General features: G+C 46.2%; 23 protein-coding genes. 3 read left to right on the top strand and 20 right to left on the bottom strand.

The genetic code is table 11. The features are described 5' to 3' along the window. Position 1: 1 nt before the first annotated feature. A complete protein-coding gene (gene allB / locus HMPREF1152_RS05265; RefSeq protein ID WP_009644130.1) occupies positions 2–1375 on the bottom strand; it encodes an allantoinase AllB in 1374 nt (457 codons plus the stop codon). Positions 1376–1665: 290 nt separating this feature from the next. On the opposite strand from allB, the gene HMPREF1152_RS05260 reads away from it, so the two are divergent. Together HMPREF1152_RS05260 and HMPREF1152_RS05255 are read left to right on the top strand one after the other, a co-directional pair. Next, positions 1666–2553 carry a DUF2877 domain-containing protein gene (locus HMPREF1152_RS05260; RefSeq protein WP_009644104.1) on the top strand — a complete coding sequence of 296 codons (888 nt, stop codon included), beginning with the start codon at positions 1666–1668 and terminating at the stop codon, positions 2551–2553. Positions 2554–2663: 110 nt separating this feature from the next. Continuing rightward, positions 2664–3191, top strand: a complete 528-nt coding sequence (locus tag HMPREF1152_RS05255) for a nitroreductase family protein (protein WP_009644066.1) — start codon at positions 2664–2666, stop codon at positions 3189–3191. A 195-nt stretch (positions 3192–3386) separates the two neighbouring features. Here the strand turns inward: HMPREF1152_RS05255 and HMPREF1152_RS05250 are convergent, their stop codons facing one another. From HMPREF1152_RS05250 to HMPREF1152_RS05185, 14 genes are all read right to left on the bottom strand, one after another. Further along, positions 3387–4178 carry a DUF4352 domain-containing protein gene (locus tag HMPREF1152_RS05250; RefSeq protein WP_009644058.1) on the bottom strand — a complete coding sequence of 264 codons (792 nt, stop codon included), beginning with the start codon at positions 4176–4178 and terminating at the stop codon, positions 3387–3389. Positions 4179–4232: 54 nt separating this feature from the next. After that, the gene (locus HMPREF1152_RS05245; protein ID WP_009644053.1) at positions 4233–5186 is read right to left on the bottom strand and encodes a 2-hydroxyacid dehydrogenase; all 954 of its coding nucleotides are present in this window, start codon (positions 5184–5186) and stop codon (positions 4233–4235) included. A 111-nt stretch (positions 5187–5297) separates the two neighbouring features. Continuing rightward, complete coding sequence (locus HMPREF1152_RS05240; RefSeq protein WP_009644073.1) at positions 5298–5729, bottom strand: aspartate carbamoyltransferase regulatory subunit; 432 nt, start codon at positions 5727–5729, stop codon at positions 5298–5300. Further along, on the bottom strand, positions 5729–6658 hold the full coding sequence (gene pyrB / locus HMPREF1152_RS05235; RefSeq protein WP_009644139.1) for an aspartate carbamoyltransferase: 930 nt from the start codon (positions 6656–6658) through the stop codon (positions 5729–5731). Before pyrB ends, HMPREF1152_RS05240 begins: the two co-directional genes overlap by 1 nt. After that, positions 6640–7266, bottom strand: a complete 627-nt coding sequence (gene pyrE, locus HMPREF1152_RS05230; RefSeq protein ID WP_009644107.1) for an orotate phosphoribosyltransferase — start codon at positions 7264–7266, stop codon at positions 6640–6642. Before pyrE ends, pyrB begins: the two co-directional genes overlap by 19 nt. Then, complete coding sequence (gene pyrF, locus HMPREF1152_RS05225; RefSeq protein WP_009644118.1) at positions 7259–7966, bottom strand: orotidine-5'-phosphate decarboxylase; 708 nt, start codon at positions 7964–7966, stop codon at positions 7259–7261. Before pyrF ends, pyrE begins: the two co-directional genes overlap by 8 nt. Beyond that, positions 7967–8881 carry a dihydroorotate dehydrogenase gene (locus HMPREF1152_RS05220; RefSeq protein ID WP_009644123.1) on the bottom strand — a complete coding sequence of 305 codons (915 nt, stop codon included), beginning with the start codon at positions 8879–8881 and terminating at the stop codon, positions 7967–7969. Next, on the bottom strand, positions 8866–9597 hold the full coding sequence (locus HMPREF1152_RS05215) for a dihydroorotate dehydrogenase electron transfer subunit (RefSeq protein ID WP_009644081.1): 732 nt from the start codon (positions 9595–9597) through the stop codon (positions 8866–8868). The genes HMPREF1152_RS05220 and HMPREF1152_RS05215 overlap by 16 nt, the downstream gene beginning before the upstream one ends. Position 9598: 1 nt before the next feature. Then, positions 9599–10837 (bottom strand): dihydroorotase, encoded by a 1239-nt coding sequence (locus HMPREF1152_RS05210; RefSeq protein ID WP_009644116.1) that lies wholly within the window; start codon positions 10835–10837, stop codon positions 9599–9601. A gap of 157 nt (positions 10838–10994) precedes the next feature. After that, positions 10995–11411, bottom strand: a complete 417-nt coding sequence (gene nifU, locus HMPREF1152_RS05205; RefSeq protein ID WP_009644096.1) for a Fe-S cluster assembly scaffold protein NifU — start codon at positions 11409–11411, stop codon at positions 10995–10997. After that, positions 11398–12591: a cysteine desulfurase family protein gene (locus tag HMPREF1152_RS05200; RefSeq protein ID WP_009644135.1), complete on the bottom strand. Its 1194-nt coding sequence runs from the start codon at positions 12589–12591 to the stop codon at positions 11398–11400. The genes nifU and HMPREF1152_RS05200 overlap by 14 nt, the downstream gene beginning before the upstream one ends. A 122-nt stretch (positions 12592–12713) precedes the next feature. Further along, a complete protein-coding gene (locus HMPREF1152_RS05195) occupies positions 12714–13136 on the bottom strand; it encodes an RrF2 family transcriptional regulator (RefSeq protein ID WP_009644144.1) in 423 nt (140 codons plus the stop codon). Positions 13137–13327: 191 nt separating this feature from the next. After that, entirely contained in the window at positions 13328–15064 is a 1737-nt protein-coding gene (locus HMPREF1152_RS05190; protein WP_009644056.1) for an ABC transporter ATP-binding protein, read from the bottom strand. Positions 15065–15071: 7 nt separating this feature from the next. Further along, positions 15072–16445 carry an MATE family efflux transporter gene (locus tag HMPREF1152_RS05185; RefSeq protein WP_009644148.1) on the bottom strand — a complete coding sequence of 458 codons (1374 nt, stop codon included), beginning with the start codon at positions 16443–16445 and terminating at the stop codon, positions 15072–15074. Positions 16446–16598: 153 nt separating this feature from the next. Between HMPREF1152_RS05185 and HMPREF1152_RS05180 the strand changes: the two genes are divergently transcribed. Then, entirely contained in the window at positions 16599–17498 is a 900-nt protein-coding gene (locus tag HMPREF1152_RS05180; RefSeq protein WP_009644105.1) for a YitT family protein, read from the top strand. Positions 17499–17687: 189 nt separating this feature from the next. Here the strand turns inward: HMPREF1152_RS05180 and HMPREF1152_RS05175 are convergent, their stop codons facing one another. The 5 genes from HMPREF1152_RS05175 to dltA form a co-directional block, all read right to left on the bottom strand. Continuing rightward, complete coding sequence (locus HMPREF1152_RS05175) at positions 17688–19031, bottom strand: DNA-methyltransferase (protein WP_009644145.1); 1344 nt, start codon at positions 19029–19031, stop codon at positions 17688–17690. 319 nt (positions 19032–19350) lie between these two features. After that, positions 19351–20511, bottom strand: coding sequence for a D-alanyl-lipoteichoic acid biosynthesis protein DltD (dltD, locus tag HMPREF1152_RS05170; RefSeq protein ID WP_009644117.1), 1161 nt, complete (start codon positions 20509–20511; stop codon positions 19351–19353). 18 nt (positions 20512–20529) lie between these two features. Beyond that, positions 20530–20769: a D-alanine--poly(phosphoribitol) ligase subunit 2 gene (gene dltC, locus HMPREF1152_RS05165; RefSeq protein WP_009644093.1), complete on the bottom strand. Its 240-nt coding sequence runs from the start codon at positions 20767–20769 to the stop codon at positions 20530–20532. A 105-nt stretch (positions 20770–20874) separates the two neighbouring features. After that, the gene (dltB, locus tag HMPREF1152_RS05160; RefSeq protein WP_009644086.1) at positions 20875–22041 is read right to left on the bottom strand and encodes a D-alanyl-lipoteichoic acid biosynthesis protein DltB; all 1167 of its coding nucleotides are present in this window, start codon (positions 22039–22041) and stop codon (positions 20875–20877) included. Next, positions 22042–23556: a D-alanine--poly(phosphoribitol) ligase subunit DltA gene (dltA, locus tag HMPREF1152_RS05155; protein ID WP_009644097.1), complete on the bottom strand. Its 1515-nt coding sequence runs from the start codon at positions 23554–23556 to the stop codon at positions 22042–22044. It abuts the gene before it with no gap. Positions 23557–23833: the final 277 nt, after the last annotated feature.

The raw sequence follows: 23833 nt of genomic DNA, 5'->3' as shown, positions 1-23833 counted from the left end.
TTTAGAATAGTCTCTTAATCAGCTCGCCTTTGCCCTTCAGGCCTACAAGCTTGCCGTCTTCCGCCATCAGCTCACCTCGAACGAGGGTAACTACAGGGAAGCCTTTGCCCTTCATTCCGACAAATGCGGAAATCTTGTTTACATAGTATAGAGAATCCGCGGTGATCTCCCATTCTCTCTCCGGATCAATTATGACGATATCAGCGTCAAAGCCTACCTTGATGTCGCCCTTCCTACCGTAGATATGGAATGTCTCAGCCGGCAGCTTAGCCCAGGCGTTGGCAAGAACACGAGGATCTACACCGCGCTTTACCACTCCCTCCGAGTAGATTGCCTGAACGCAGCTCTGGATACCGCTGATTCCGCCCCATACGTCAAACACATTCTCAATCTTCTGTCCGAGAATTTCATTGTTCTTCTCATCGTATGTGCAGGGCGAGTGGTCTGATGCTAGTCCGGAAAATACTCCTTCTTCGACATACTCCCACATTGCTTCTACATCATCCTTAGTTCTGAGAGGTGGCGCGCACTTAAACAGCGCCCCATGCTCCAGCACATCGTCCTCCGTAAAAGCGAGGTAATGTCCGCAAGTCTCAGCTGACACCTCATATCCTTCGCACTGTGCCTCATATACCTTTTCAGCCGCACCCGGGTGGCTGACGTGGCAGACGTGTGCACGGCACTCCAGCTCTTTAGCAATCTCCACAACAGTCTCTGTTGCTACGATTTCAGAAGCAGGTGTTCTGGAATCGAGGAAGCCTCTCCAGCTGAAGTTGCCGGCTTCCTTCTGAGCCTTCTCACCTTCCTTAATCATCGCAAAATCCTCACAATGGAATCCGGCCATTCCGCCAAATTCCCTGATAATCTTCATTGCCTGATATGCCTGTCCATATGTCAGCGGTGAGTAGTCAGGCGATACAGGTCCGAGGAATGACTTGAAAGCTATAACGCCTCTCTCGTCGAGCCCCCGGAGCTGATCGAGGTTGCCCGGAACAAGTCCTCCCCAGAATGCGAAATCGGAATATGCATTTGGCTGAACCTTAGCCAGCTTGGCGTCGAAAATCTCCGGTGTTGTCAGAGCCGGCTCGTTCTGAAGAGGCATGTCGATAACAGTTGTATATCCGCCAACTACAGCAGCTGCAGTTCCGTGCTCGTAGTCCTCTCTCCACTCATATCCCGGATCGTTAAGATGTGCGTGGGTATCAATTGCTCCGGGGAAGACCTGCTTACCGGCTGCATCGATAACCTTCGCAGCCTTCGGCTCGTCATCCTTGGATAGAATTGCTGCAATCTTGCCATCCTTGACAGCAATGTTTGCCTCCTGAATGAGCTCGGGTGTAACAACCTGTCCATTCTTAATCAGTAAATCATACATATAATCTCCCTTCCTATGACCCTTTACGATCAAATGTGTAGAAGCTTAAGAATCTTTATGAAACAGTTTCATGGTTAATAAATTTCTTAATAAAATCGGTCAACCAATTTCAACTCCTTTCATAAATCTTATAGTACATTACTGAATGGTATTCTTCAATATTTCTAAGCCCTGTAAAAAATAGATTGAAACCTTTTTATTGATTAAAAAATTTTATTGTTGTCGAATTATCTAAAAACGCATTTTGATTTTTGTTATACATGATGATAACATAGCCACGAAGAGGATGAATGATGATAAAAGTAAAACAAACTTCGCTATATGTATTGAATAAGCTGGAGTCGCTGGCATCTCGGGGTGATCCGAGTGAACTCGATCTATACGTGCACTCAGTCTATGAGAGAACAATTAATCTAATGCTCGATAATCAGCTATTGGCTTTGCAAATACAGGATTCTCCTGTATCGCCGATAAGCGTCATACTTCCGATTAACGAAGCCGAAATACACGCCATCGGAGTTCACGACGGAGATGCTGTCACGCTCCGATCCAACAATCTGACTGTCGGAAAAGCTACTATCTCTTTTGATGCTCCGACCTGCATTTATGACGGGTATTTAATTAAGCACAATCACAAAGAGGATCTAAAATCCACTGTTAAACACATGATCGAGAACACAAATCGCGGCGGGTTCTCTTTCTTGACTGATCCGGCTGGTGCTCCGGACGATTTTGTTCTGTCATATGCAAAGGACAAGCTCACGGATGCGGTTTCATCTCTAAAATCCGGTGACACCGCTTCTTCGGGAAATGCACTGACATCGCTGATAGGTCTCGGTTCCGGCCTGACACCCGGCGGAGATGATTTCCTCACCGGAATGCTGTCAACATTTGCCGCGCTCCCAGCTCGCTTCAATCATAAGCTGATGGAGTCGGTGAGGGCTGCAATAACCGATAATCTCGATAACACAAACGAAATAAGCAGAGCCTTTATAAAATGTGCACTCGCTAGCCAGTTCAGTGTACCGGTAATTACGCTGTATGATGAATTGTGCACAGGTGCAGAAGCTGTCGATAAGCTGACGAAGGATTTCTTGGCTATCGGCCATTCATCGGGTATCGATACGTTGACCGGGATATGGTGGAGTCTGGAATACTTGACTCGAAAAGCAGATTAAATTACAAATCATAAAATTTATGCTGTTTTTGAATTTATTTTGCAATTATTCAATCATTTTTTAACATTCATGTTACAATGTAGTCAATTAATGTGAAAGGAAGTATTGAGATGGGTTTATTAAACACTATGCAGAATCGCCGCAGCGTTCGTAAGTACAACACACAGCCTGTTACAGACGAGGAGCTGAACGAAGTTCTGTCAGCCGCGCTCCTTGCCCCTAACGGCAAGGGATTACGACCATGGGAGTTTGTAGTCATTAAGAACAAGGACACACTCAAGGAGCTCGTTAACAGCCGAAAGGGTGGAGCTAAGATGCTTGAGACTGCGAATGTCGCTGTTGCGGTTTATTCGGATTCTGACAAGACAGATACATATATTGAGGATAGTTCCATCGCAATGAGCTATATGCTGCTCGCTGCCGCTGAACAGGGTCTAGGCAGCGTTTGGCTGCAGCTACGACTTCGTCCATCCAACCAGGACGGTGTAAGCTCTGAAGAATTTGTCAACGCCAGACTTAAGGCTCCTGCAAATATGAAGCTCGAAGCGCTGCTGGTCCTCGGACACATCGACGAGCAGCCGGAGGCGCAGAAGCTGCCAAGCTTCCCTTGTGACAAGGTTCACAGCGAACAGTGGTAGATACCAATATGACACAACGCCACAGCTAATAACACAAAAGTATCCGCATTCAGCTGTTCACTGAGTGCGGATGCTTTTGCTATAGTTGCTAATTTGTTGTTTGTTGACAGTTCGCATGAGGGGGCTTCTCAAACGGCTATGTACTCTGAGTTAAGCATACTGCCTCTACCTTGCTGATATCGCCGTGACGACAGCTTACTGTTTTGCAAAGTTAAATGATATCTCAAACTCGCTATGTTTGTGATCGGCACCTTCAAACGCAAAGGTAAATGGCAGGTTAGGATCAATTCTCTCAAATACCACCACTCCGGTGATCGTCTCTCCGGCTTTTACGGTGTTGCTAAGCTGGACATCCTCATAGAAGTAGTTGCCCATATCTGCCTCGTAGTCTTTGCTATCCTGTTCTATCAGACTCTGATCGGGATATACCTCAACCCGCTTGTCAGTTCTGTTCTTGATTGACAGATATACCCTCGTGGACTCCTTTGTAAAATCTATTTTCTTTATGGTTGCAGTTACACCATTCTTCTTGATCATCGAATCGACTCTCACGGTGTCTTCAGCCGGGAAAGCATCGGTTGACTTGATCTTGGAAATCTTTTCAGCTTGAATTTGCACGGCAGTCACGTTACTGCCGCTTTCGTCCTTTACCTTCACCTTGCCCGCAACCTTACCCTTGACCTTGATAAATTCATACTCTTGATAATCCACATCTGCATCTTTAACAATTACAAGCGTCGGATGCTCAGTCTTGCGAATATTCTCAAAGGCCCGAAGCTGCACCTCCCCGTCCTTCTTGTCCACTCCGACAACCTGCATCGTGAGATTCGCAATCCTTCTACCCTTGTAATCCTCCGGGTGGGCATACAAATCATTTATATCAGATTCGCGCAGATCGGATGAGCAACCTGCCAGGGCAAATCCAAATACCACTATCAGCAATGCCACAAACGGCACCTTGATTGAGCGTCTACTTATGACCGACATGAGCACCTCCTGCGGAACGCCAGGTTCCGACGAATTTAAGCGACTACGCCTCGCTTAGAGCATCTTTCTAATCTGATTACCACCCATCCAGGCTGTTACATTCTCAAACACCATCTCAGCACGCCTATCAATTGACTCTATGGTATCGAATCCTACGTGTGGAGTGCATACGAGATTAGGTGCGTCGATTAGCGGGTGATTTGCCGGCAGTGGCGGATCATTTTCAAATACGTCAAGTCCGGCTTTTATTTTGCCCTCTCTGAGAGCCCTTGCAAGCACCTCGGTCTCTATAACCGGCCCTCTGGCTGTATTGATGATGATAGCACCATGCTTCATTGCGGCAATTTCCTTCTCTCCGATCAGCCCTTTAGTCTCGGCGGTGAGCGGAGTATGAACAGAGATGATATCCGCATTTGCCATAACGTCGAGAAGTGACATGTATTCGAGTCCCAGAGCCTTGGCTGCTGTCTTCTCACTTCTGTTATATCCGATGAGCTTGCATCCAAATGCCTTGAAAATTGAAGCCGCCCGCAGGCCGATTGCACCTGTGCCCACGATTCCGACTGTCTTACCGGCTAATTCGTGACCTGCGAGGCTTCCCTTGCCATGGCCTGCCTGTACTGCGGCATCGCACTCTGTGATATTTCTGAGGCAGTCCAGAGTCAGACCTATTGCAAGCTCTGCAACCGCATCGTCGCAATACCCACCTGTGTTAGAGATGAGCACGCCTTTCTCCTTACAAGCCTCTACATCAACATGGTCTATGCCGACAAACGCAACTGATACGAGTTTAAGGCTTTGATCGGCTCTGATAACATCACCGGGCAGCGGATGATTAGCAATAATCAGGACATCTGCGTTCTCTGCTCTCTGTATCAGCTCATCTGTATCAGTTGCTACACTGTCGTATGCCTTAAAAATATGTCCCTGCTCGGTGAGAGTGCTCGAAAGCCTCTGCAGGGTATCCTCGGAAATGCCAAGTGGCTCCAAAAGAATGATCTTCATCATTAGTCCCCCTAGAAAATTATCTGTATATTAAGTGCTATTATAGCACATCGTGATGCAGTTTAGCTCATGCCTACACTGATATTCCGAACGTTACCGGCGCCGGAACAAGCTTTAGAATTTAATACCGCCCTGATGAACTGTATCACAATATTCACATCTGTAAATTCTCTTTTTAGGATCATCAAGTCTAAATCTCTGCTCTATGCCACGCTCTGTGGACGTGATACAGCGTGGATTCCTGCACTCTATTACGTTCATAAGCTGTTCAGGCAGTTTCATATGCTTTTTGGAATGGAGACTGCTGTTCTTGATAATATTGACCGTAATATGGGGATCTACAAAGCCAATTAAGTCGAAATCCAGATCGATAATCTGATCGATCTTGATTATATCCTTTTTACCATATTTACCGCTCTTCGCATTCTGGATAATCGCAACGCTGCAGTCCAGCTTGTCGAGTCGAAGCAGATTATATATAAGCATGGATTTACCGGCAGCGATATGATCCAGTACAATACCGGTTGTTACACCATCAATATTCATTATCTCAGACCTCCTTCAATACCCAGCAGCATGAGAATAAGCGCCATTCTCACGTATCTGCCGTTTTTAACCTGATCGAAGTACTTTGCTCTTGGATCATTATCCACTTCGACGGAAATCTCGTTTACTCTAGGCAGCGGATGCATGATAACCAAGTCGTCCTTGGCGGATTCCAGCTTCTGCTCATCGAGGATATATGTGTCCTTCAGTCTTACATAATCCTCTTCATTGAAGAACCTCTCCTTCTGCACTCTTGTCATGTACAGAACATCGAGATCCGGAAGCGCATACTCCAAAGAAGCAGTCTCAATCCATTTTGCGCCTGCTTCATCCATAGCGTTTTTGTTGTATGATGGAAGCTTCAGTTCCTCGGGCGAGATCAGCACAAACTCGATCCCCTCATATCTGAGTAGAGCAAGTATGAGTGAATGCACAGTTCTGCCGAACTTTAGATCCCCGCAAAATCCAATCCTGAAATTCTTGAGGCGCCCCTTGTTACGTAAAATCGTCAGCAGATCGGTGAGAGTCTGCGATGGATGCAGATGGCCTCCGTCACCCGCATTTATAATCGGTATGTTGCAGGAATTTGCAGCGACAAGGGCCGCACCTTCCTTAGGATGTCTCATTGCAATTATATCTGCCAGACACTCCATTACCCTCGTAGTATCACTCACGGTTTCTCCCTTAGAAGCTGATGAGGAATTGGCATCAGAAAAGCCGATTACATTGCCGCCCAGCCCATACATCGCAGACTCAAAGCTGAGTCTGGTACGAGTGCTCGGCTCATAGAATAGAGTTGCCAGCGTCTTATGTGTGCACTTGTCCCGGTATTTCTCAGGCGACTCTATGATGTCGTTGGCCAGCGCCAGCAGCTTATCGAGTTCATCAATGTTGAGATCAGTAATGTTAATTAAATCTCTCTTAGCCATTCGATTATTCCCTTTCCTTCTTCGCTTGTTACGTACTCTTCCGCTACAGCTGTCTCCATCAGCTCACTGATTGTGCACAGGCTGAGCTTCTCAACACCGGCTGCTTCGAAGTTCTTGTCTGCCTTGGCAGTCTCATAGGTAAATATGCTGATTACGCCAAGCACCTCGGCACCGGCCTCGCGTAGAGCTTCTACAACCTCAATTGAGGATCCGCCTGTTGAAATCAAATCCTCAACAACCACAACCTTCTCGCCCACCTCGAGCTTTCCCTCGATTCTGTTGTTACGTCCATGAGTCTTGGAACTGCTTCTGACATATCCCATTGGCTTGCCTAGGATGTGCGCAGAGATTGCAGCATGAGCAATTCCGGCCGTGCTTGTACCCATGACAACATCGCACTCAGGATACTTTTCCTCAATCACTCTTGCCATCTCGTGCTCAATGACATCCCTCACCTCCGGTGCAGTGAGTGTAAGTCTGTTATCACAGTAGATTGGGCTCTTGATTCCACTCGCCCATGTAAACGGATCGTTCGGTCTCAGGAATACCGCCTTGATCCCGAGCAGTCCCTCTGCAATCTGCTTAGACTTGCTGTCCGAATTAGTCATTATTAATCTCCTCCATACATATTCTATATGCTTTAACAGGGTCATCCGCCTTGGTAATGCTCCTGCCAATCACCAGATAATCTGATCCCATTTCCTTTGCTCTCGCAGGTGTTGCAACTCTGCTCTGATCGCCCTTGGCATCTCCCAAAAGTCTGATGCCGGGTGTGACGGTTATGAAGCTGTCTGAAGTCCCTGCGTGAATCTCTTCAGACTCCCACGCCGAGCATACCACACCGTCTAAGCCTGCTTCTTGAGCATTTCTAGCGTATGCGAGCACGACATCCCTGAGTTCTCCGTTGATCTTGAGCTCGCTGTTCATAGTTTCCTGATCAGTTGAAGTCAACTGAGTTACGGCGATAATCTCAGGTCTCGCTGCACCGGTTGAGCCATCCTCCAGTCCCTCTACAGCAGCCTTCATCATCCTGATTCCACCTGCAGCATGCACGTTAACCATATCAGCACCAACCGAAGCGAGCACCTTCATAGAACTCTTAACTGTATTCGGAATATCGTGAAGCTTGAGGTCGAGGAAAACCTTGTGGCCTCCAGCCTTTATTGCTCTGACAATCGAAGGTCCCTCGCTGTAGAAAAGCTCCATGCCCACCTTGACATAGAGCTGCTCTCCTTCAAACAGATCAAGGAACGAAAGTGCCTTTTTGCCAGTCGGAAAATCGAGTGCAATTATTATCTCCGGCTTCATCTATACCACCCCTCTTATCTCTTCCAAACTCTTGATCCCAAGCTCGTCCATCCTCGGCTGCAGCTCGCTGATTATGCGAGGCATCGTCCATGGATCGATCAGATTGGCCGAACCAATCTCGATAGCCGTAGCCCCCGACATAATCATTTCAAGCACGTCATCAGCCGTCCGGATACCGCCAATACCGATAATCGGAAGCTTTACTGCGTGAAACACTTCATTTACCATGCGCTGTGCGATAGGCCTGATTGCAGGTCCGGACAGACCTGCGTATTTCATGGCAGTCACCGTTGTCCCGGTGCTGAGATCGATTCGCATAGCCTTGAAGTTGTTGATCATGCTGATTCCATCTGCACCACCGGCTGCGCAAGCCCTTGCTATCTCGGTTACATCTGTAACATTAGGTGTAAGCTTCATAAAAACAGGCAGCTTAGTAACAGCTCTCACGGCTCTCGTGATTCGCTCCGAAGCTTTCGGATCAGCTCCAAATGCAGATCCGCCATGCTCTACATTAGGGCAGCTGATATTTACCTCGAGGATATCGGCATATCCCGACGCGTCGATCTTGGACGCAACCTCAGCAAACTCTTCGGTGCTGAACCCACTGATATTTACAATGAGCGGACCCTGATAAATTTCCTTGAGGGCAGGCAAATCCACCTCGACAACGTGGTCAATGCCAGGATTCTGGAGTCCTATCGAGTTGAGCATACCGCTCGTGCACTCTGCAATACGCGGCAAATTGTTGCCATATCTGAGCTCCCTCGTAGCGCTCTTGGTTACAACTCCACCCAGCACGTTGAGATCAAACAGATCCTTGTACTCCTGACCGTATCCAAAGGTGCCGCTTGCCGGCATTACCGGATTTTTGAGTTCGATTCCGGCCAGACTAACCCTGGTTACAGTTTTTCCCATTTTAGAACCTCCTTATCAAATACCGGTCCCTCCTTACACACTCTGCGGCTTCCATCCGTTGTTCTAATCGAACATCCCATGCAGGCACCAAAACCGCAACCCATGCGCGCCTCAAGGCTGAACTGGCCATGCTCAACCTTGTGATCCAATGCCCGCAGCATCGGAAGCGGTCCGCAGGCACAAGCATACTCACAACTGCTAAAAGCATCGGTTACGAAGCCCTTTTGCCCATATGATCCATCCGCCGTCATTACCGTTATATCATCGGCAAGCTGTTGAAAATCATCAAACATAAACATCTCATCAGCGGAATTATAGCCCAGTATAACCTTACAGGACTTGCCTGACATAACCATTGTCTTTAGCAGTCCGAGCATGGGCGGGATACCTATCCCGCCACCGATTATATATGCTCCATCAGTGATATCATCGATATTGTATCCATTCCCCAGCCCCGTGATACTCCTGACGTGTTCACCCTGCTCCATCTTGCTCAGAATCTCGGTCCCTCCGCCTACAACCTTGTATATAAGCGTGTACCTGTCGCTATCGTAGCTGCTGACAGAGATCGGTCTCCTGAGGAACTTTTCAGGAACCTCAACCATGGCAAACTGCCCGGGTTTAGCGAACTCGGACTTTGGAGTTTCGAGAGTCATCTTGTATATTCCATCGGCGAGCTGTTTGTTCTCAAGGATTTCGCTTCGTAAATCGCGCATTTTATCTCTCCAAATTCTCGTATACTGTGTTGCCTTCCATTATCACCATCTGCACCTTGCCATTCAGTATATGTCCATAGAAAGGCGTACACTTTCCCATAGAGCGGAAGTCCTCGCTGTCTACCCTGTAGGTATGTTCTAAATCCACCATGGTCCAGCCGTTTTGTTTGAGGCCAAACCTCTCTCTTGGTGCAACGGACATCATGTGCAACAGATGCTCCAGGCTCATTACACCAGTCTTAACCAAGTATGTGTAAAGTGCAGGAAATGCACATTCCAAACCCGTGATTCCGTTGGAACTATTGGCAAATCCACGGCGTTTCTCCTCGGCACTGTGCGGTGCATGATCAGTTGCTATCATATCCACTGTTCCGTCCAGCACGCCTGCAATCAGTGATTCTCTGTCTGCCTTGTCCTTGATTGGCGGATTCATCTTGAATCTGCCGCCGTATTCCGGACATCTGGCTATGTAATCCTCAACGTCGCTTGTATCAAATATCAGATAGTGTGGCGCAGTCTCGCAGGTCACATCAACCCCACTTTTCTTGGCATCTCTGATGACCTCGACACTTTCTTTGCAGGAAATATGGCATACATGATAACCTGCCCCGGTCTCATCAGCGAGCTTGAGATCCCTCTCAATCTGCTTCCACTCGCTCTCTCTGACCTTGCCTTCATTAAGCAGTGACTCATCCTCGCAGTGGGCAACTATCAGTTTGCCGAGCTCCTTGGCTTGATACATTGCCTCACGCATTAGTCCATCTGCCTGAACACCTCTGCCGTCATCAGAGAAAGCACACACATGAGGTGCCAGTGCCTTCATGTCGGAAAGCTTGCCCCTGCCGCTTTGCTCCATGGTTATAGTTCCGTATGGAACAACCTCGATAACAGCGTCCTTTTCGATTAGTTCAAGCTGGACTCTAAGAGTGTCCATCGTCGATGGAGCCGGCTTCAGGTTAGGCATTGTACACACTGTCGTATAGCCGCCGTGCGCTGCCGCCATGCTGCCTGTGCTGATAGTCTCCTTGTACGACTGACCCGGTTCGCGAAAATGAACATGCACATCACAGAATGATGGCAAAATAAAAGAGTTATCAGCATTGATAACTCTTTTGAAATCAAAATCACTACCGGTTTCGGATCTCAGACCGGCCTTCTCAGGAGCATCAACTACAAGCAATTCGTTAGGTACGAATTCACCAGCTTTATAAATCTTTCCGCCTTTAATTGCAGTAGTCATAGTCCCTCCAATTATGTTATTTCCTCCTCAGATAAACTCTGCATTAATCGGTAGTAGTATAACATTTTTGGTTCACACTATGTGAAGGTGTGTTAAAATCCCCTGCAAATTTTTGCTGTTAATATTATATTGTCACTTTCCTTGCGGCAATATATCACTATTCCTCAGTCGGCTCAAAGTCCTTAATCTCCGGTGGAAGTTCAAGACCGTTCTTCTCGTAATAGTCTACCAGTGCGGACTTGATTGCCTCCTCAGCCAGTACTGAACAGTGAATCTTTCTTGCCGGAAGTCCGTCAAGAGCCTCGACTACAGCTTTGTTGGACAAATCAAGAGCTTCCTTGATGTTCTTGCCCTTGATCATCTCTGTAGCCATCGAGCTTGATGCAATTGCAGATCCGCATCCGAATGTTTTGAACTTAACATCTGTGATAATATCGTTATCAATCTTGAGGTACATTCTCATGATATCACCACATGTTGGGTTGCCAACCTCACCGATGCCGTCTGCGTTCTCTATTTCACCAACGTTTCTTGGATTCTGAAAATGATCCATCACCTTTTCACTGTATAACATGTTCTCTCTCTCCCTTCTCCAGTTCGTCCCAGAATGGCGATAGCTTTCTGTAGTGCTCAACCACTTCGTGAACCTTCTCTATGATGTAATCAACCTGCTCCTCTGTGTTCTCCTCATTGAGGCTGAATCTGAGCGATCCGTGAGCTGCCTCTACAGGAACTCCCATTCCTACCAGAACGTGGCTCGGGTCGAGCGATTCGCTTGTACAAGCGGAACCGGACGAACACTCGATGCCATACATGTCCAGAGCGAGCAGCAACGACTCTCCCTCAACTCCTTCAAACGAGTAATTTACATTTCCGGGGAGTCTCTTTACAGGGTCGCCGTTTAGCTGCGAATAAGGAATATCTGACAAGCCCTTAATAAGTCGGTCTCTCAGCGCAGCCGTCTTGCGAGCATTCTCCTCCATATGGAGAACTCCATCCTCCAGTGCAGCAGCGAGGGCGGCGTTGCCCGGAACGTTAACTGTACCGGCTCTCTTGCCTCTCTCCTGAGCTCCGCCTTCGATTACGTTGATAAGTCTGATGCCGTTCCTGGCATAGAGAGCCCCAACACCCTTAGGTCCGTGGAACTTGTGTGCTGACATAGATAACATATCAATGTTCATTGCCTGTACATCTATCGGCAGGTGTGCTACTGCCTGAACTGCATCTGTGTGGAACAAAACCCTCTTATCATGGCACAGCTTTCCGATCTCTGCAATTGGCTGAATCGCTCCCATCTCATTGTTAGCAAACATAATGGATACGAGTGCTGTATCCTCTCTGATTGCATTCTCCACATCTTTGACATCTACGATGCCGTTAGGCTGTGGCTTAAGCAGTGTAACCTCAAAGCCTTCCTTCTCCAGTTTTGCCAAAGTGTGAAGGATAGCATGATGCTCGATGTTGAGCGAAATCAAGTGCTTCTTGCCCTTCTTAACAAGACCGCGAGCTGCCGAAATCAGTGCCTGGTTGTCTGCTTCGCTTCCGCCGGAAGTGAAGTAAATCTCATTAGGCTTGGCAGCGTTGATAGCCTCAGCCACCTTAGCTCTGGATTCATCCAGCTTCTCCTGAGCGACCTGCCCATCTGTATGAAGACTGTTAGGATTGCCGTTGTAATTCTTGAGACAATCCAGCAGTGTATTGAGTGCGACATCGTTTAGATAAGTTGTTGCCGCATTGTCTGCGTAAACTTTCATAGCTCCCTCCCCAGTGTTAAATTTAGTCATCTGTACATTCGCTATTATAGACCTCTAATCCCTACTAAGTCAATAGGAATTAGCAGCGACTGCGAACAGCATTGATTCTACGCGTCTTGATCTTACATCAGCTTGTCAACGTTACCGCTTATCAGATCCTGCAGCGAGATGTTGTCCAGATACTCATCGATAACCTTATCAAGCCCGATCCATAGCGGAAGCGTGACGCACGAATCAGCTCTGCCGCAATTAACCTCACCGGACTTGATGCAGTCAACCGGAGCAAGACTGCCCTCGGTGATGCGGAGAATCTCCCCTATGTTGTAATCCTCAGGAGATCTTATCAGCCTGTAACCACCCTTCTTGCCTCGAAAGCTGCGTAGGAGACCTCCTTTATTGAGCATAGACACTACGTTCTCCAAATACTTCATCGACAGCTTCTGGCGCTCCGATATGTCCGCAAGCGAGATATATCCTCCGTTATCGTGGTTTGCAAGATCAATCATGACCATAAGAGCGTATCGACCTTTTGTTGAAACAATCATGTGCCATTCCTCTCCTTGCATCTTGAGTATTTTATCCTACAACAGAAGAATAACATATTGCACACAATCAATCAAGCCTTTTCCTATTATTCATATAGGAATTTAGTGTTTAAAAAACCGAGCAAAACCGGCCCCGTCACATCCTACCGGGATATGACTAATTCGCTGTTCTGCTCGAAATTCACACTTATCTACAGCTGGTACATCCTGTACATGTTTGCGTAGATTCCGTCCTTTTCTATCAATTCATCGTGTGTCCCCTCTTCAGCAATTCCGTCCTGATTGAGCACGAGGATGCGATCTGCATTCTTGATCGTCGTCAGTCTGTGAGCAATTGTAATAGTAGTTCTGCCCTTGGACAGCTCGGCAAGCGATTGTTGCACCAGCATCTCGCTCTCGTTGTCCAGCGCTGAAGTAGCCTCATCGAGGATAAGTATAGGTGGATTTTTGAGAAACACCCTGGCAATACTAATCCTCTGCTTCTGTCCTCCGGAAAGCTTCATGCCGCGTTCGCCGACGCTCGTGTTATATCCGTCTGACATCTCTCTGATAAAATCATCTGCTCCCGCGAGCTTTGCAGCCTTCTCTATCTCCTCCATCCTCGCACCCGGCTTGCCGTAAGCGATATTCCCCGCGATAGTATCCGAGAACAAATATACATCCTGCTGCACCATTCCTATCTGGGATCGTAGCGATTTGCATGTCACATTCCTAATATCATGGCCGTCGACTTCAATACTACCGTCTGTAACATCGTAGAACCTGGGAATCAAGTTGCAGAATGTGGTCTTACCTGCCCCTGACGGTCCGACAAGGGCGACGTTCTCACCCGGCTTGATATTGAGATTAATCCCGTTAAGGATATCCTCACTGTCATTATATCTAAACGTAACATCTTTAAATTCTATCTCACCCGTAAGCCTTGGCAGTTCCTCTGCGTCCGGGGCATCATCGATTTCGACCGGCTCGTCCATCACCTCTATGAATCTCTCAATTCCGGTCATTCCGCGTTGGAATTGCTCGGTAAACTCTACGATTCTCCTCACAGCCTCCAGCAGCACTCCTACATACATGAGGAAAGCTATGAAATCACCGGTGGTGATTCTGCCGTTCTTTAGCTCAAACGAGCCCACTAGGATTACCGCAATATACATCAAGCCGTCGAAGGTTCGAGTCACTCCTCTAAATCCTGCCATCGCTTTATAACCGACGGCCTTTACATCAAGGAACCGCGAGTTATCCACCTCGAAGCGTTCCTGCTCGTAGTCTTCATTTGCAAAGGATTTGGACACCTTGATACCAAGCAGACTATCCTCGACATGGGAGTTTATCTCGCCGAGCCCGACCCTCTGCAGTTTAAATGCACGGCGCATCTTCTTGCGAAAAGCGTAGGTTGCAGCAATCATAATCGGAATGATTGCAAACATCAAAATTGTAAGTGTAGTATCGATTCTGATAAGCAATACAAATCCAAGCACAATCTTGAGAGCGGCAATCCAGTACTCCTCCGGGCAGTGATGTGCAAACTCAGTGATATCAAAAAGGTCGCTGGTGATTCTCGATATGAGCTGTCCCGTCTTATTCTCGCTGTAATACGAATACGACAGACTCTGGCACTTCTCGTACAGATCGCGACGCATGTCTGTTTCGATTTTGGCACCCATCACATGTCCGGTGTTCTGCATGTAGTAGTTCGCGACAACATCAACGCCTCTAAGTACTACATAAATCATAGCAATCCTGATGATCAGGCCGGACGTAAATGATGCGAAATCGCTTGCAACAACGTTACTTATGTATCTGATTAACAGCGGCAGCACTATATCGCTCACCGTCGTAAACGAAGCACAAACAAGATCGAAAATTAAAATTGCCAGATACGGCTTGAAATACGGTACAAATCTGCCAATCAGGTATCGTGACGACATGATTTTGTTATCTCCAGATTCTGTCATAATTAATCCCTTTCTGTAAATGTCTGTAGAATAAGAACGCAATTAGTGCACCTTCTAAAACAGATGTCAATGTCAGCGCCCACCACGCTCCGGTTATAGAATTAGCGACATGTATAAATACCAATGCGAGCGGTATCCTAAGCACTTTTGCTCCAATGCTGATGTATGCCGGCAGCTTCGTTTCACCTAATCCGTTGAATGCACCGCATGAAATTGCCGACAGGCATATAAAAATCTGTGAGATAGCCTGAATCCTCAGGTATACTCCTCCAAGCTGAACAACATTTTCTTCATGCAAGAAAATCCGAAATATCGGAACTGCAAACAGCAAAAAAGCAGCTGATATGATAGCTCCATACAATATCATCATGCGAATGGCCGACCTATATCCGGCTTTAATACGATTGCCTTTTTTTGCTCCGAAATTTCTTGCGGTAAAGCTCGTCATAGCAAGTGAAAATCCGTCGGCCACCATCCATGTTACGGATTCTATCATTCCGCCAACACGCTGAATTGCAAGTACGGAATCACCATACCTGACAACTATTCTGGAGATAACGATGCTTACAAGAGCAAAGAAGACAGTCTGAAGCGCAGGAGGAATACCCAGCTTAAAAATCCTCATAAATTCCCGAACATCTATTCTCCCCAGCAGCTCAAGCTCCACAAACAGATGATTATCTCTAATCATAGCGATAATATAAAGTATCAGAACTATCAGCTGCGATAATACAGTTGCTATGGCCGCACCATAGACTCCTAGACGAGGAAATCCGATGGCTCCAAACATTAAAATCGGATCCAGCAGCATATTGATCACAACGCCTGTGCTGTTGAAATACAAAGGAGTTCTACTATCACCCATCGATGTAAATTGACCGTTTATAACCGTATTAAGCCCGTAAATCGGCATACCTATGCCTACTATAAGTGTATATACATGTGCCATGGCTATAGTTGATCGGTTATTCAGATGGAAAAATCCGATAAAATTTCCTCTGAATACACATATTATTGATGAATACAGAACCATGAAAATTACAGCTTGCCTTATTGCCACAGAGGCGATTTTACGTGCTCCATGAAGGTTTGCCGCGCCCAATTCTTTTCCGGTCAGTATCTGTCCGCCGAATTGCGGTATCATAGCTACACCCTGACCAATCCAAATGATCTGACCTGCTGTTGCAACTGCTGCGACTGCGTTGCTTCCCAGCAGGCCCACCCAAGCAGTGTCAACCAGCGTATACGCCATCTGAATGAGCATTGATCCCATGATTGGCAACGCCAGCGCCATCAGAGCTCCGGTGATATTCCCATTTTCCAAATCAACAACTCTGCTATTAACCTTTGTCATTCTATTTACTTGCTTCCCCTTTATGGATGATGTTGATTATATCACATGAACAATTCTTAGGTGTTTTCTCAATTACACACAATAAATTATTGAACTTTCCCGGCAACAGATAGTATCATAATTATCATATACTAATTATCCGGGAGGTTTACCTTGAACCTATACAAAAGCTTATCTCCTCGCAAACAGTATCTGCTACACTACCTGGGATGGATGCTCGCGGGTAACGTAATATTCGCAATCGGCGTAAATGTGATAATTACACCGATGAATCTGTATAACGGTGGATTTACGGGAATGGCACAGCTGTTGAGGCTATTTTTTGTAAACGTGCTTCACGTTCCTGTTCTCCCCGGATTGGATGTAGTCGGCATACTTTACTTCCTGTTGAACCTACCGCTTCTGATCGTATCGTACAAGGTTGTCGACAAAGAATTCTGCATCACATCCGTAGTATCGATCACGCTATGCTCGGTTGCCCTCGGAATAATGCCGATTCCAGAAGAGCCAATTTTCAACGACTACCTCACTGCATGCCTCATCGGCGGAGTAGTAGCGGGAACCGGCGCGGGTATGGTGCTTAGAGCCGGTAGTTCGCAGGGCGGACAGGATATAATCGGAGTAATAGTGTCGGTGCTCAATCCCAACCACAGCGTCGGTAAGATCAGTATCATGATCAACATCGGAGTCTATATTATCTGTCTGTTCCTCTTCAACATTGAAATAGTCGCTTATTCACTTATATATACGACAGTTCTGGCAATTGCGCTCGACCGTGTTCATATACAGAACATCAATATGGAGGCTATGATATTCACCAAAAAGCCCGGTGTTGAAGAGGCAATCATGAAAGAGCTGAAGCGAGGTGTTACCAATTGGACCGGAACTGGCGCTTATACTAAAGAGACCTCAAACGTCATAATTACGATTATCTCAAAATACGAAGTAAACAAGCTGTTAGATATTGTCAAATCAGTTGATTCAGACGCTTTCGTAATAGTCACTGAGGGCGCACACATATACGGAAACTTCGAAAAGAAATTGACTAAATAGCAAAATCGGAGCGTGAGACCATACTCCGACTGTAAGTCCGCCGGACACGTGCAGCGGAGGCCGGTCAGGGTATAATTTGCGTTTTCATCTGACTTGGATTCGATAATCGCCACCGCCGGGTAAATTTTGACCATAGCGACGGCTTTCTTGACTTCGTGCATGTCTGCCATAAGTCTCACGCTCTCATTTTCACTTTACCAAATACTCCTTCCCAAAGACATCCACAACTATGTATGCGACATTGCCCCTGGATATGAACCTTATGTCGTCATAGTCATCTGTAACGCTGATTTCTGCGGAAAATTCACCTGTATAATCCGGGTCTATCATGATGTAGTCAATTAATGATTCCGGATTTGACCTGCATGCCGCTTCCAACAGATCGCGATCCTTGTGCTGCACGTATCCAATCTCAAGCTCCGGTCTGAATGCCATCAGCTTAGCATAGCAAAGCTTCTTGCCGTTCTCCAATTCATCCTCTCTGACTATTTTGATTATTGCATCTGTACGGTATGTATGTTCTTCCCCATTTCCGTAGAACAGGTAGTTTGACTCGCACGCATCAAGCCTCTTTTTGGCCGTTCCGAGCGCCAGATTCTCAATATCACAGCCTATCCACATCCTGCCCATCGAGTTAGCAGCCTCGAGAAAGGATCCGGATCCGCAGAAAAAATCGCCAACCAGGTCACCCCTCTTTGTGCAGGAACTGATAATCCGTATCATCAGCTCAAGCGGCTTCTGTGTAGCGTAACCGTTCCTCTCGCCGGAAGTCCTGCCCACCATATCTATACTCCATACGTCCTTCATATTTACAAGGGTATACCATCCATATTCGTCCTGATACTCCTCAACTCCCCTGAACCTATATGGCTTGAAATCACGGTTGTATGACTTTTCCTTGGGAACATTCAGATAATATTTGCTCGACTTGCTGTACATCAGAATTGTGTCGTGTTTACGGGAGAAATGTGTCTTGGCACTGCCTCCGGACTTATACTTCCAGATAATCTCATTGCGCATGTTCTCATACCCGAATATCTCGTCCATCACCAGCTTGACGTAGTGCGCCGAATGCCAGTCCAGATGCACCCAAATAAGTCCATCATCAGCTAGCAGCCTTTTCATCATCACTAGCCGCGAGGTCATATTCTCGACGTATTGTTCTATGCTACGATCGAACGTGTCATCGTACGCCAGATGTTTAACCTTACGGTTCTTGCCGTCGCTGCCCTTGATCGTAACAGTCGCATCGTATTTCGATCTGGTGAAGAATGGCGGATCTATGTAAATACATTTGAACTTGCCCTCATACCCGTTCATCAGCAACCAGCTCATGAACTCGAGATTGTTACCGAGAGCAAGTATGTTATTGCGCATTGCTGTCTCTGATTCGTCAGGTTCATCACCAAAGCTGACAGATCCGAACGAATCATATATGTGCCGTTCCATAACCTTAAACGGCTGAGCTGCAAGCTCATCACCGTTCTCAATACCGCGAATTATACTTTCTGCTATGCCCAGGACTTTGTTCATTCCTCACCTTTCCAATCGTATATTATTTAATCAGATATTTAATGATTATAGCTGATTGATATTGGGATGTCTATTTGTAAATAAAGTACCCCGGCACCATGCGATGCGCTGCGATATTCGCTGCGCATTTGCAAGCACCAAGGGTAAATCCAGCCTTATCGTACAACACTACCCTATACAATTCGCTAAAATTGCCTAGAACTCTGCATACGTAAATGTCGGGCTGCTGAGCATACTTCCAAACAATGAAAATATATACAGCAAAGCCATAAACAAGAACATATATAACGTGTATTTCAGCGATATTCCAGTCAAAATCTTATTTATTAATGAATTCTGCGATTTTCTCATTTATTCTTACCCAACCTTCATTCCACGGATGAACTGCATCTGACACTATATACTTATTGTAGCTGTATCCCGTTAGATTCGTGAAGTCAGCACCGTACTTACCCGCGATTCTCTCTACCTTCTGACCCACAACTGCACGTTTTTCTGCACCGAGTCCGGTATAATCGTACCATCTGCCGTTTACTGGTAGCAGTATCAGTTTAACCTGAATATTATTAGCCTTTGCCACCTGCAGAAACGCTTCTAAATCCTTGTATTCAGGCGACCTCTCATAGCTTTCTCCGGCGTGAGCATCCTTCATCTTAGGATAAACCTGTCGGAACTTGTTTCTCCATACGCGATCGCTCATATAGAACGGGTTATCTGCCTTGCCGATACTATCCTGATGTGCATTTTCAAGCAAACGCTGCCAATTAAAGCCTGCGGAGCCGTACCTGACAAAGTTTGCGGGAGGCTTCTTATCCCTCATGGCAAAACGCATAGATGCACCAATAGTGATTTTGTCCTTATCAAACGCATGACGTCTCTCAAAGCCATATAGTAAACCCGGCTTGAAGTCCAGGTTGGCCCTGTTGATCATGCGTGCTTTAACCTGTAGACTCTTATTCTTGGATAACAGCATCTCGCTTCTCTCTGCTACGTACCTCTTGGTTTCGAGTGGAATATTTTTATTTTCCATAAAAGCGAAGTACTCAGTCTCTGAGAATCTGAGAGCATAATCGCTCTTCTTGACGCCATTTTTCTTGAACCAGGTTGGCGATATGAGCAGCACGACCTTCTTGCTCTTAAGATGAGGCTGAAGCGAACCAAGTGCAACTGTGTGGAACAGAGTCTGATTGAATGGACCGCCCACAGTTACGAGATTTATATCTGTATTCCGGAATAGATTTCCGGGATGATACTGCGACTTGCGGCCATGCCTAAACTCCGAAGAGCCGAGCACCAGCACCGAATTCTTATTGAGATTTTGCGATAACGCGTTGTAGGACAGATCCTTATACGTGTTATACCAAGTACCGAAACGCCCTGTCTTGTCCCTGAGATCATTATTAGCGCATACAAAATGTACCACGAATGTGAACATCGCTAGCAGCAACAGCGCCGCTACAAACGAGTTGATCTTCTTCATCTTATCTTCGTTCCTGACCTATTCTCCTAGAATTCTTGCTGAAACTGTCTCAATAATCTTATTAGGTGTATCCATTTGCTCTCTTGTGAACTCGGACGGCGATAACACCACCCCATACTCATCCTGGATGTCGAGCAACAGACTAACATAGTCAAGTGAATCGATCAGATCCTCTTCGAGCAGATTGATATCCGGGTTCTCCTTTACAATCTCATCTCCGCAAATGTTTTCGATAATATCCAGTAGCTTCTCTCTCATTGTAATTTCCTCCTGTTTAGCTTTCTTTAAAATTATTCAATTAATATTGTTAGTTCATTTTCCGACATCCGTTCTTATCGCACACATCGAAGCGTTCTCTTCTCCCTATTTCTTGAATAGCAGAATTCCCAACCTACCTGAGAATATGAAGAATCCAAGCATTACCAGATTGAAGGTAATGAACCAGGAGAGAGCTATGAACCATTTATCCTTCTTGTGTGCCTTATAGAACTTCGATTTCTTTTGAAATATCTCACACAGCGAAAGCAGTACGCCGTGATACAGTCCGTATACGATATAGTTAGACTCAAGTCCGTGCCATACACCCATAACAAACATATTTATCATAAATGCCACCGAAGCGATCGCCATCTTGTTTTTGATTTTTCTGCTTCTGACAAGGCTCATCGTCACTCTCGAAAACAGAAAATCTCTGAACCAAAACGACAGTGTCATGTGCCAACGATTCCAAAACTCTTTGATATCCTTGCTGACAAACGGCGCATTGAAGTTCTCCGGCGTTTTGATTCCAAAGATGTAGCTGACTCCTATTGCCATCGAGCTGTACCCCGCAAAATCGAAGAACAAGTAGAATCCGTATGTGTAGAAGTATATTGCAATCGAGTACCATGTTCCGCCTGTGCCGAAATAGTTCATAACGGTGTAGAATCCGGCTGCGATTACTATCTTGTACATCATGCCCTTGAGGATCCTGTATATGCCTTCTCCCAGCAATTCCAGATACTCCGCCCTGGGTAGAACCTTATCTATGTCTTCGTCAAATCTCCTGCTCCTGTCGATTGGTCCCGAAGTAACAGTCGGAAAGAACAGCATAAGGTAGAAGAAATTGGAAGTCTTAAACTCCTTGATTACTCCATCATATATCTCTATTACCATCTGGACTGCCTTGAATGTCATATATGACAATCCGAGGAATGCAAATATATGATATTTATTTCCAATCAGTCCCAGCAGCTTATATATTGTCAGCGGTGCTATGCTCAGCAGCAGGAAGATCCTGTACTGCCACGTCACTCGACCCTTGCGGGTTCGAATAGTCAGATATGTGTGAACCACTGCATATTCGATAATCGTGAACGCTGCCAGGTTGCACAGTGCTGTCAGATTGCTGCCCATGGCTAGCCAGATGAACACGAGTGTTACAAACAAACCATACCATTTGAGCGACTTCTCCCTGCAGCCTAGATATATAGCAGGAATTGATAGGACTGCGAGCCAGATGAAGAAACTATTGTCTGTAAAAAGCTGCATTTACACCAATTCCTCCAATTTCCTTCTATCGGCCTTGCCGTTGTTGGTCAATGGCATCTTGTCGATAAATTTGACACGCTTAGGAACCATGTAGCTTGGAAGCAGATCTCTGAGCGCTTCTCTTACATACTTTCTGCCACTATAGTCGTCTGAAATCTCATTTCCTTCTCTCACGACAAACGCTATCAGATTAATAACCTTCCCCTCATGCTTCTTCGGTATAACAGCAGCAGCAGCTACTCCGTCTATATTTGCCAGGTTAGACTCGATGTCTCCCAATTCGATTCTGTATCCGTGAAGCTTAATCTGATTATCAATTCTTCCGTCGCAGAACAGCATCCCGTTCTCATCATAATGGCCTGTATCTCCGGTTCTGTACGCTCTAATCATTGCTTTGGGATTATCACTCAAGGTACCGGCCTCAGCCATAAAGAAAACCTGATCAGTCCTTTCCTTATCCTTGTAGTAGCCTGAGCTTACCGAATCTCCGACGATAATCATTTCACTGCTCTCCGGATCAATCCTTATATCAGTACCGGGCTTAGGAAGTCCGATCGGCAGAGCACCGGCCTCTGCGATGACCTCATCGGTGATATCCACCTCTGTTACGCAAACCGTTGACTCTGTAGGGCCATACGTGTTGATAACCTTGGCATCCGGGAATCTGCATCTAAGCTGCTTAGCTGTATCCTTGGTAAGCACCTCGCCGCAGAACAGAAATGCCTTGATGCTTCCGAAATTCTCGTAACTAAACTCAGCTTCTCCGAGGCACATATCCGCAAATGACGGCGTTGACACCCAATACTCAACTTCAGCTGCTGAGATGTACTTCATCATCTCCGGCATTTCCTGCTGAAGCCCCTTGTCAAGCGCAACGATTGTAGAACCGGTCGCCAGCCCTGTATAGAGATCCATAACAGATAGATCAAACGAGAACGGCGCCTGATTGAGAAATCTCGTTGCCTCCGGAATACCACCAGATAGCGTTACCGACCAATTCAGATAATTATTCAGAGCATCGGCCGGAATTTTAACACCCTTAGGCTTGCCCGTGCTTCCGGAAGTGAAGATGACGTAATATGTGTCATCACCGGAAACAGGTTCCAGGCCGCCATATGCAGCGTGCCCGGCAAATATATCGTCCAGCTGTTCTCTGCCGACTATCTCAAATTTAGAATTTATCTCAAGAAGCTCCTCATGCTGCGGGACAATTACTATCTCGTTGTCCACTGCATCTGCGATATCGCTAACTCTCTCCGGAGGATTGCCAATATCGACCGGACAGTATGCATGTCCGGATCTGACGCATGCAAGAAAAGAGACAAGCATATCCGGACTCTTATGACCGTACACCATGATCGGCTCTCTGTTACGAAGTCTATTCTCGATGTAATTAGCCAAAGATGAAGATTTCTCCCATAGTTCCCCATATGTCATCTGTCCTGCCCTGGAGCTAAATACCAGTCTGTCAGGCGATTCCATTGCCGTACTCTTAATCTTCGCCAGGATGTCCATAACATACCTCCAATTAATCAATGTTCGAATAAATATTAAACAAACACCCTTAAATGCAAGAGAAGAAATTATTAAATAAAAATTAAGATTGCATTTTTCTTGTATTTTACTAAGCTCAAGCTGTTTGACAACCTGATGCTTCTCCACAGCGCATATTAAAGTCATTAAAATTTCAAAATACAGTCCTCATTTCGTATGAGGTTGAGCTTCAACAAAAAAGGGGAGATTTTCATCTCCTCCTCGAATTGCGGGACTTGCGGTATTTAACAGTGCTAAA

This window comes from Mogibacterium sp. CM50 (assembly GCF_000293155.1).
GTDB classification, from domain to species: Bacteria; Bacillota; Clostridia; order Peptostreptococcales; family Anaerovoracaceae; genus Mogibacterium; species Mogibacterium timidum.
Note: the sequence above shows the minus strand (reverse complement) of the source record. Positions and strands in the feature narration are given on the sequence as shown.

Bases quoted from the DNA above. Each gene is read 5' to 3' on its own strand.
- allB (WP_009644130.1), bottom strand. From the start codon at position 1,375: ATGTATGATTTACTGATTAAGAATGGACAGGTTGTTACACCCGAGCTC.
- HMPREF1152_RS05260 (WP_009644104.1), top strand. From the start codon at position 1,666: ATGATGATAAAAGTAAAACAAACTTCGCTATATGTATTGAATAAGCTG.
- HMPREF1152_RS05255 (WP_009644066.1), top strand. From the start codon at position 2,664: ATGGGTTTATTAAACACTATGCAGAATCGCCGCAGCGTTCGTAAGTAC.
- HMPREF1152_RS05250 (WP_009644058.1), bottom strand. From the start codon at position 4,178: ATGTCGGTCATAAGTAGACGCTCAATCAAGGTGCCGTTTGTGGCATTG.
- HMPREF1152_RS05245 (WP_009644053.1), bottom strand. From the start codon at position 5,186: ATGATGAAGATCATTCTTTTGGAGCCACTTGGCATTTCCGAGGATACC.
- HMPREF1152_RS05240 (WP_009644073.1), bottom strand. From the start codon at position 5,729: ATGAATATTGATGGTGTAACAACCGGTATTGTACTGGATCATATCGCT.
- pyrB (WP_009644139.1), bottom strand. From the start codon at position 6,658: ATGGCTAAGAGAGATTTAATTAACATTACTGATCTCAACATTGATGAA.
- pyrE (WP_009644107.1), bottom strand. From the start codon at position 7,266: ATGACTAATTCGGACAGCAAGTCTAAGCAGATTGCAGAGGGACTGCTC.
- pyrF (WP_009644118.1), bottom strand. From the start codon at position 7,966: ATGAAGCCGGAGATAATAATTGCACTCGATTTTCCGACTGGCAAAAAG.
- HMPREF1152_RS05220 (WP_009644123.1), bottom strand. From the start codon at position 8,881: ATGGGAAAAACTGTAACCAGGGTTAGTCTGGCCGGAATCGAACTCAAA.
- HMPREF1152_RS05215 (WP_009644081.1), bottom strand. From the start codon at position 9,597: ATGCGCGATTTACGAAGCGAAATCCTTGAGAACAAACAGCTCGCCGAT.
- HMPREF1152_RS05210 (WP_009644116.1), bottom strand. From the start codon at position 10,837: ATGACTACTGCAATTAAAGGCGGAAAGATTTATAAAGCTGGTGAATTC.
- nifU (WP_009644096.1), bottom strand. From the start codon at position 11,411: ATGTTATACAGTGAAAAGGTGATGGATCATTTTCAGAATCCAAGAAAC.
- HMPREF1152_RS05200 (WP_009644135.1), bottom strand. From the start codon at position 12,591: ATGAAAGTTTACGCAGACAATGCGGCAACAACTTATCTAAACGATGTC.
- HMPREF1152_RS05195 (WP_009644144.1), bottom strand. From the start codon at position 13,136: ATGATTGTTTCAACAAAAGGTCGATACGCTCTTATGGTCATGATTGAT.
- HMPREF1152_RS05190 (WP_009644056.1), bottom strand. From the start codon at position 15,064: ATGTCGTCACGATACCTGATTGGCAGATTTGTACCGTATTTCAAGCCG.
- HMPREF1152_RS05185 (WP_009644148.1), bottom strand. From the start codon at position 16,445: ATGACAAAGGTTAATAGCAGAGTTGTTGATTTGGAAAATGGGAATATC.
- HMPREF1152_RS05175 (WP_009644145.1), bottom strand. From the start codon at position 19,031: ATGAACAAAGTCCTGGGCATAGCAGAAAGTATAATTCGCGGTATTGAG.
- dltD (WP_009644117.1), bottom strand. From the start codon at position 20,511: ATGAAGAAGATCAACTCGTTTGTAGCGGCGCTGTTGCTGCTAGCGATG.
- dltC (WP_009644093.1), bottom strand. From the start codon at position 20,769: ATGAGAGAGAAGCTACTGGATATTATCGAAAACATTTGCGGAGATGAG.
- dltB (WP_009644086.1), bottom strand. From the start codon at position 22,041: ATGCAGCTTTTTACAGACAATAGTTTCTTCATCTGGCTCGCAGTCCTA.
- dltA (WP_009644097.1), bottom strand. From the start codon at position 23,556: ATGGACATCCTGGCGAAGATTAAGAGTACGGCAATGGAATCGCCTGAC.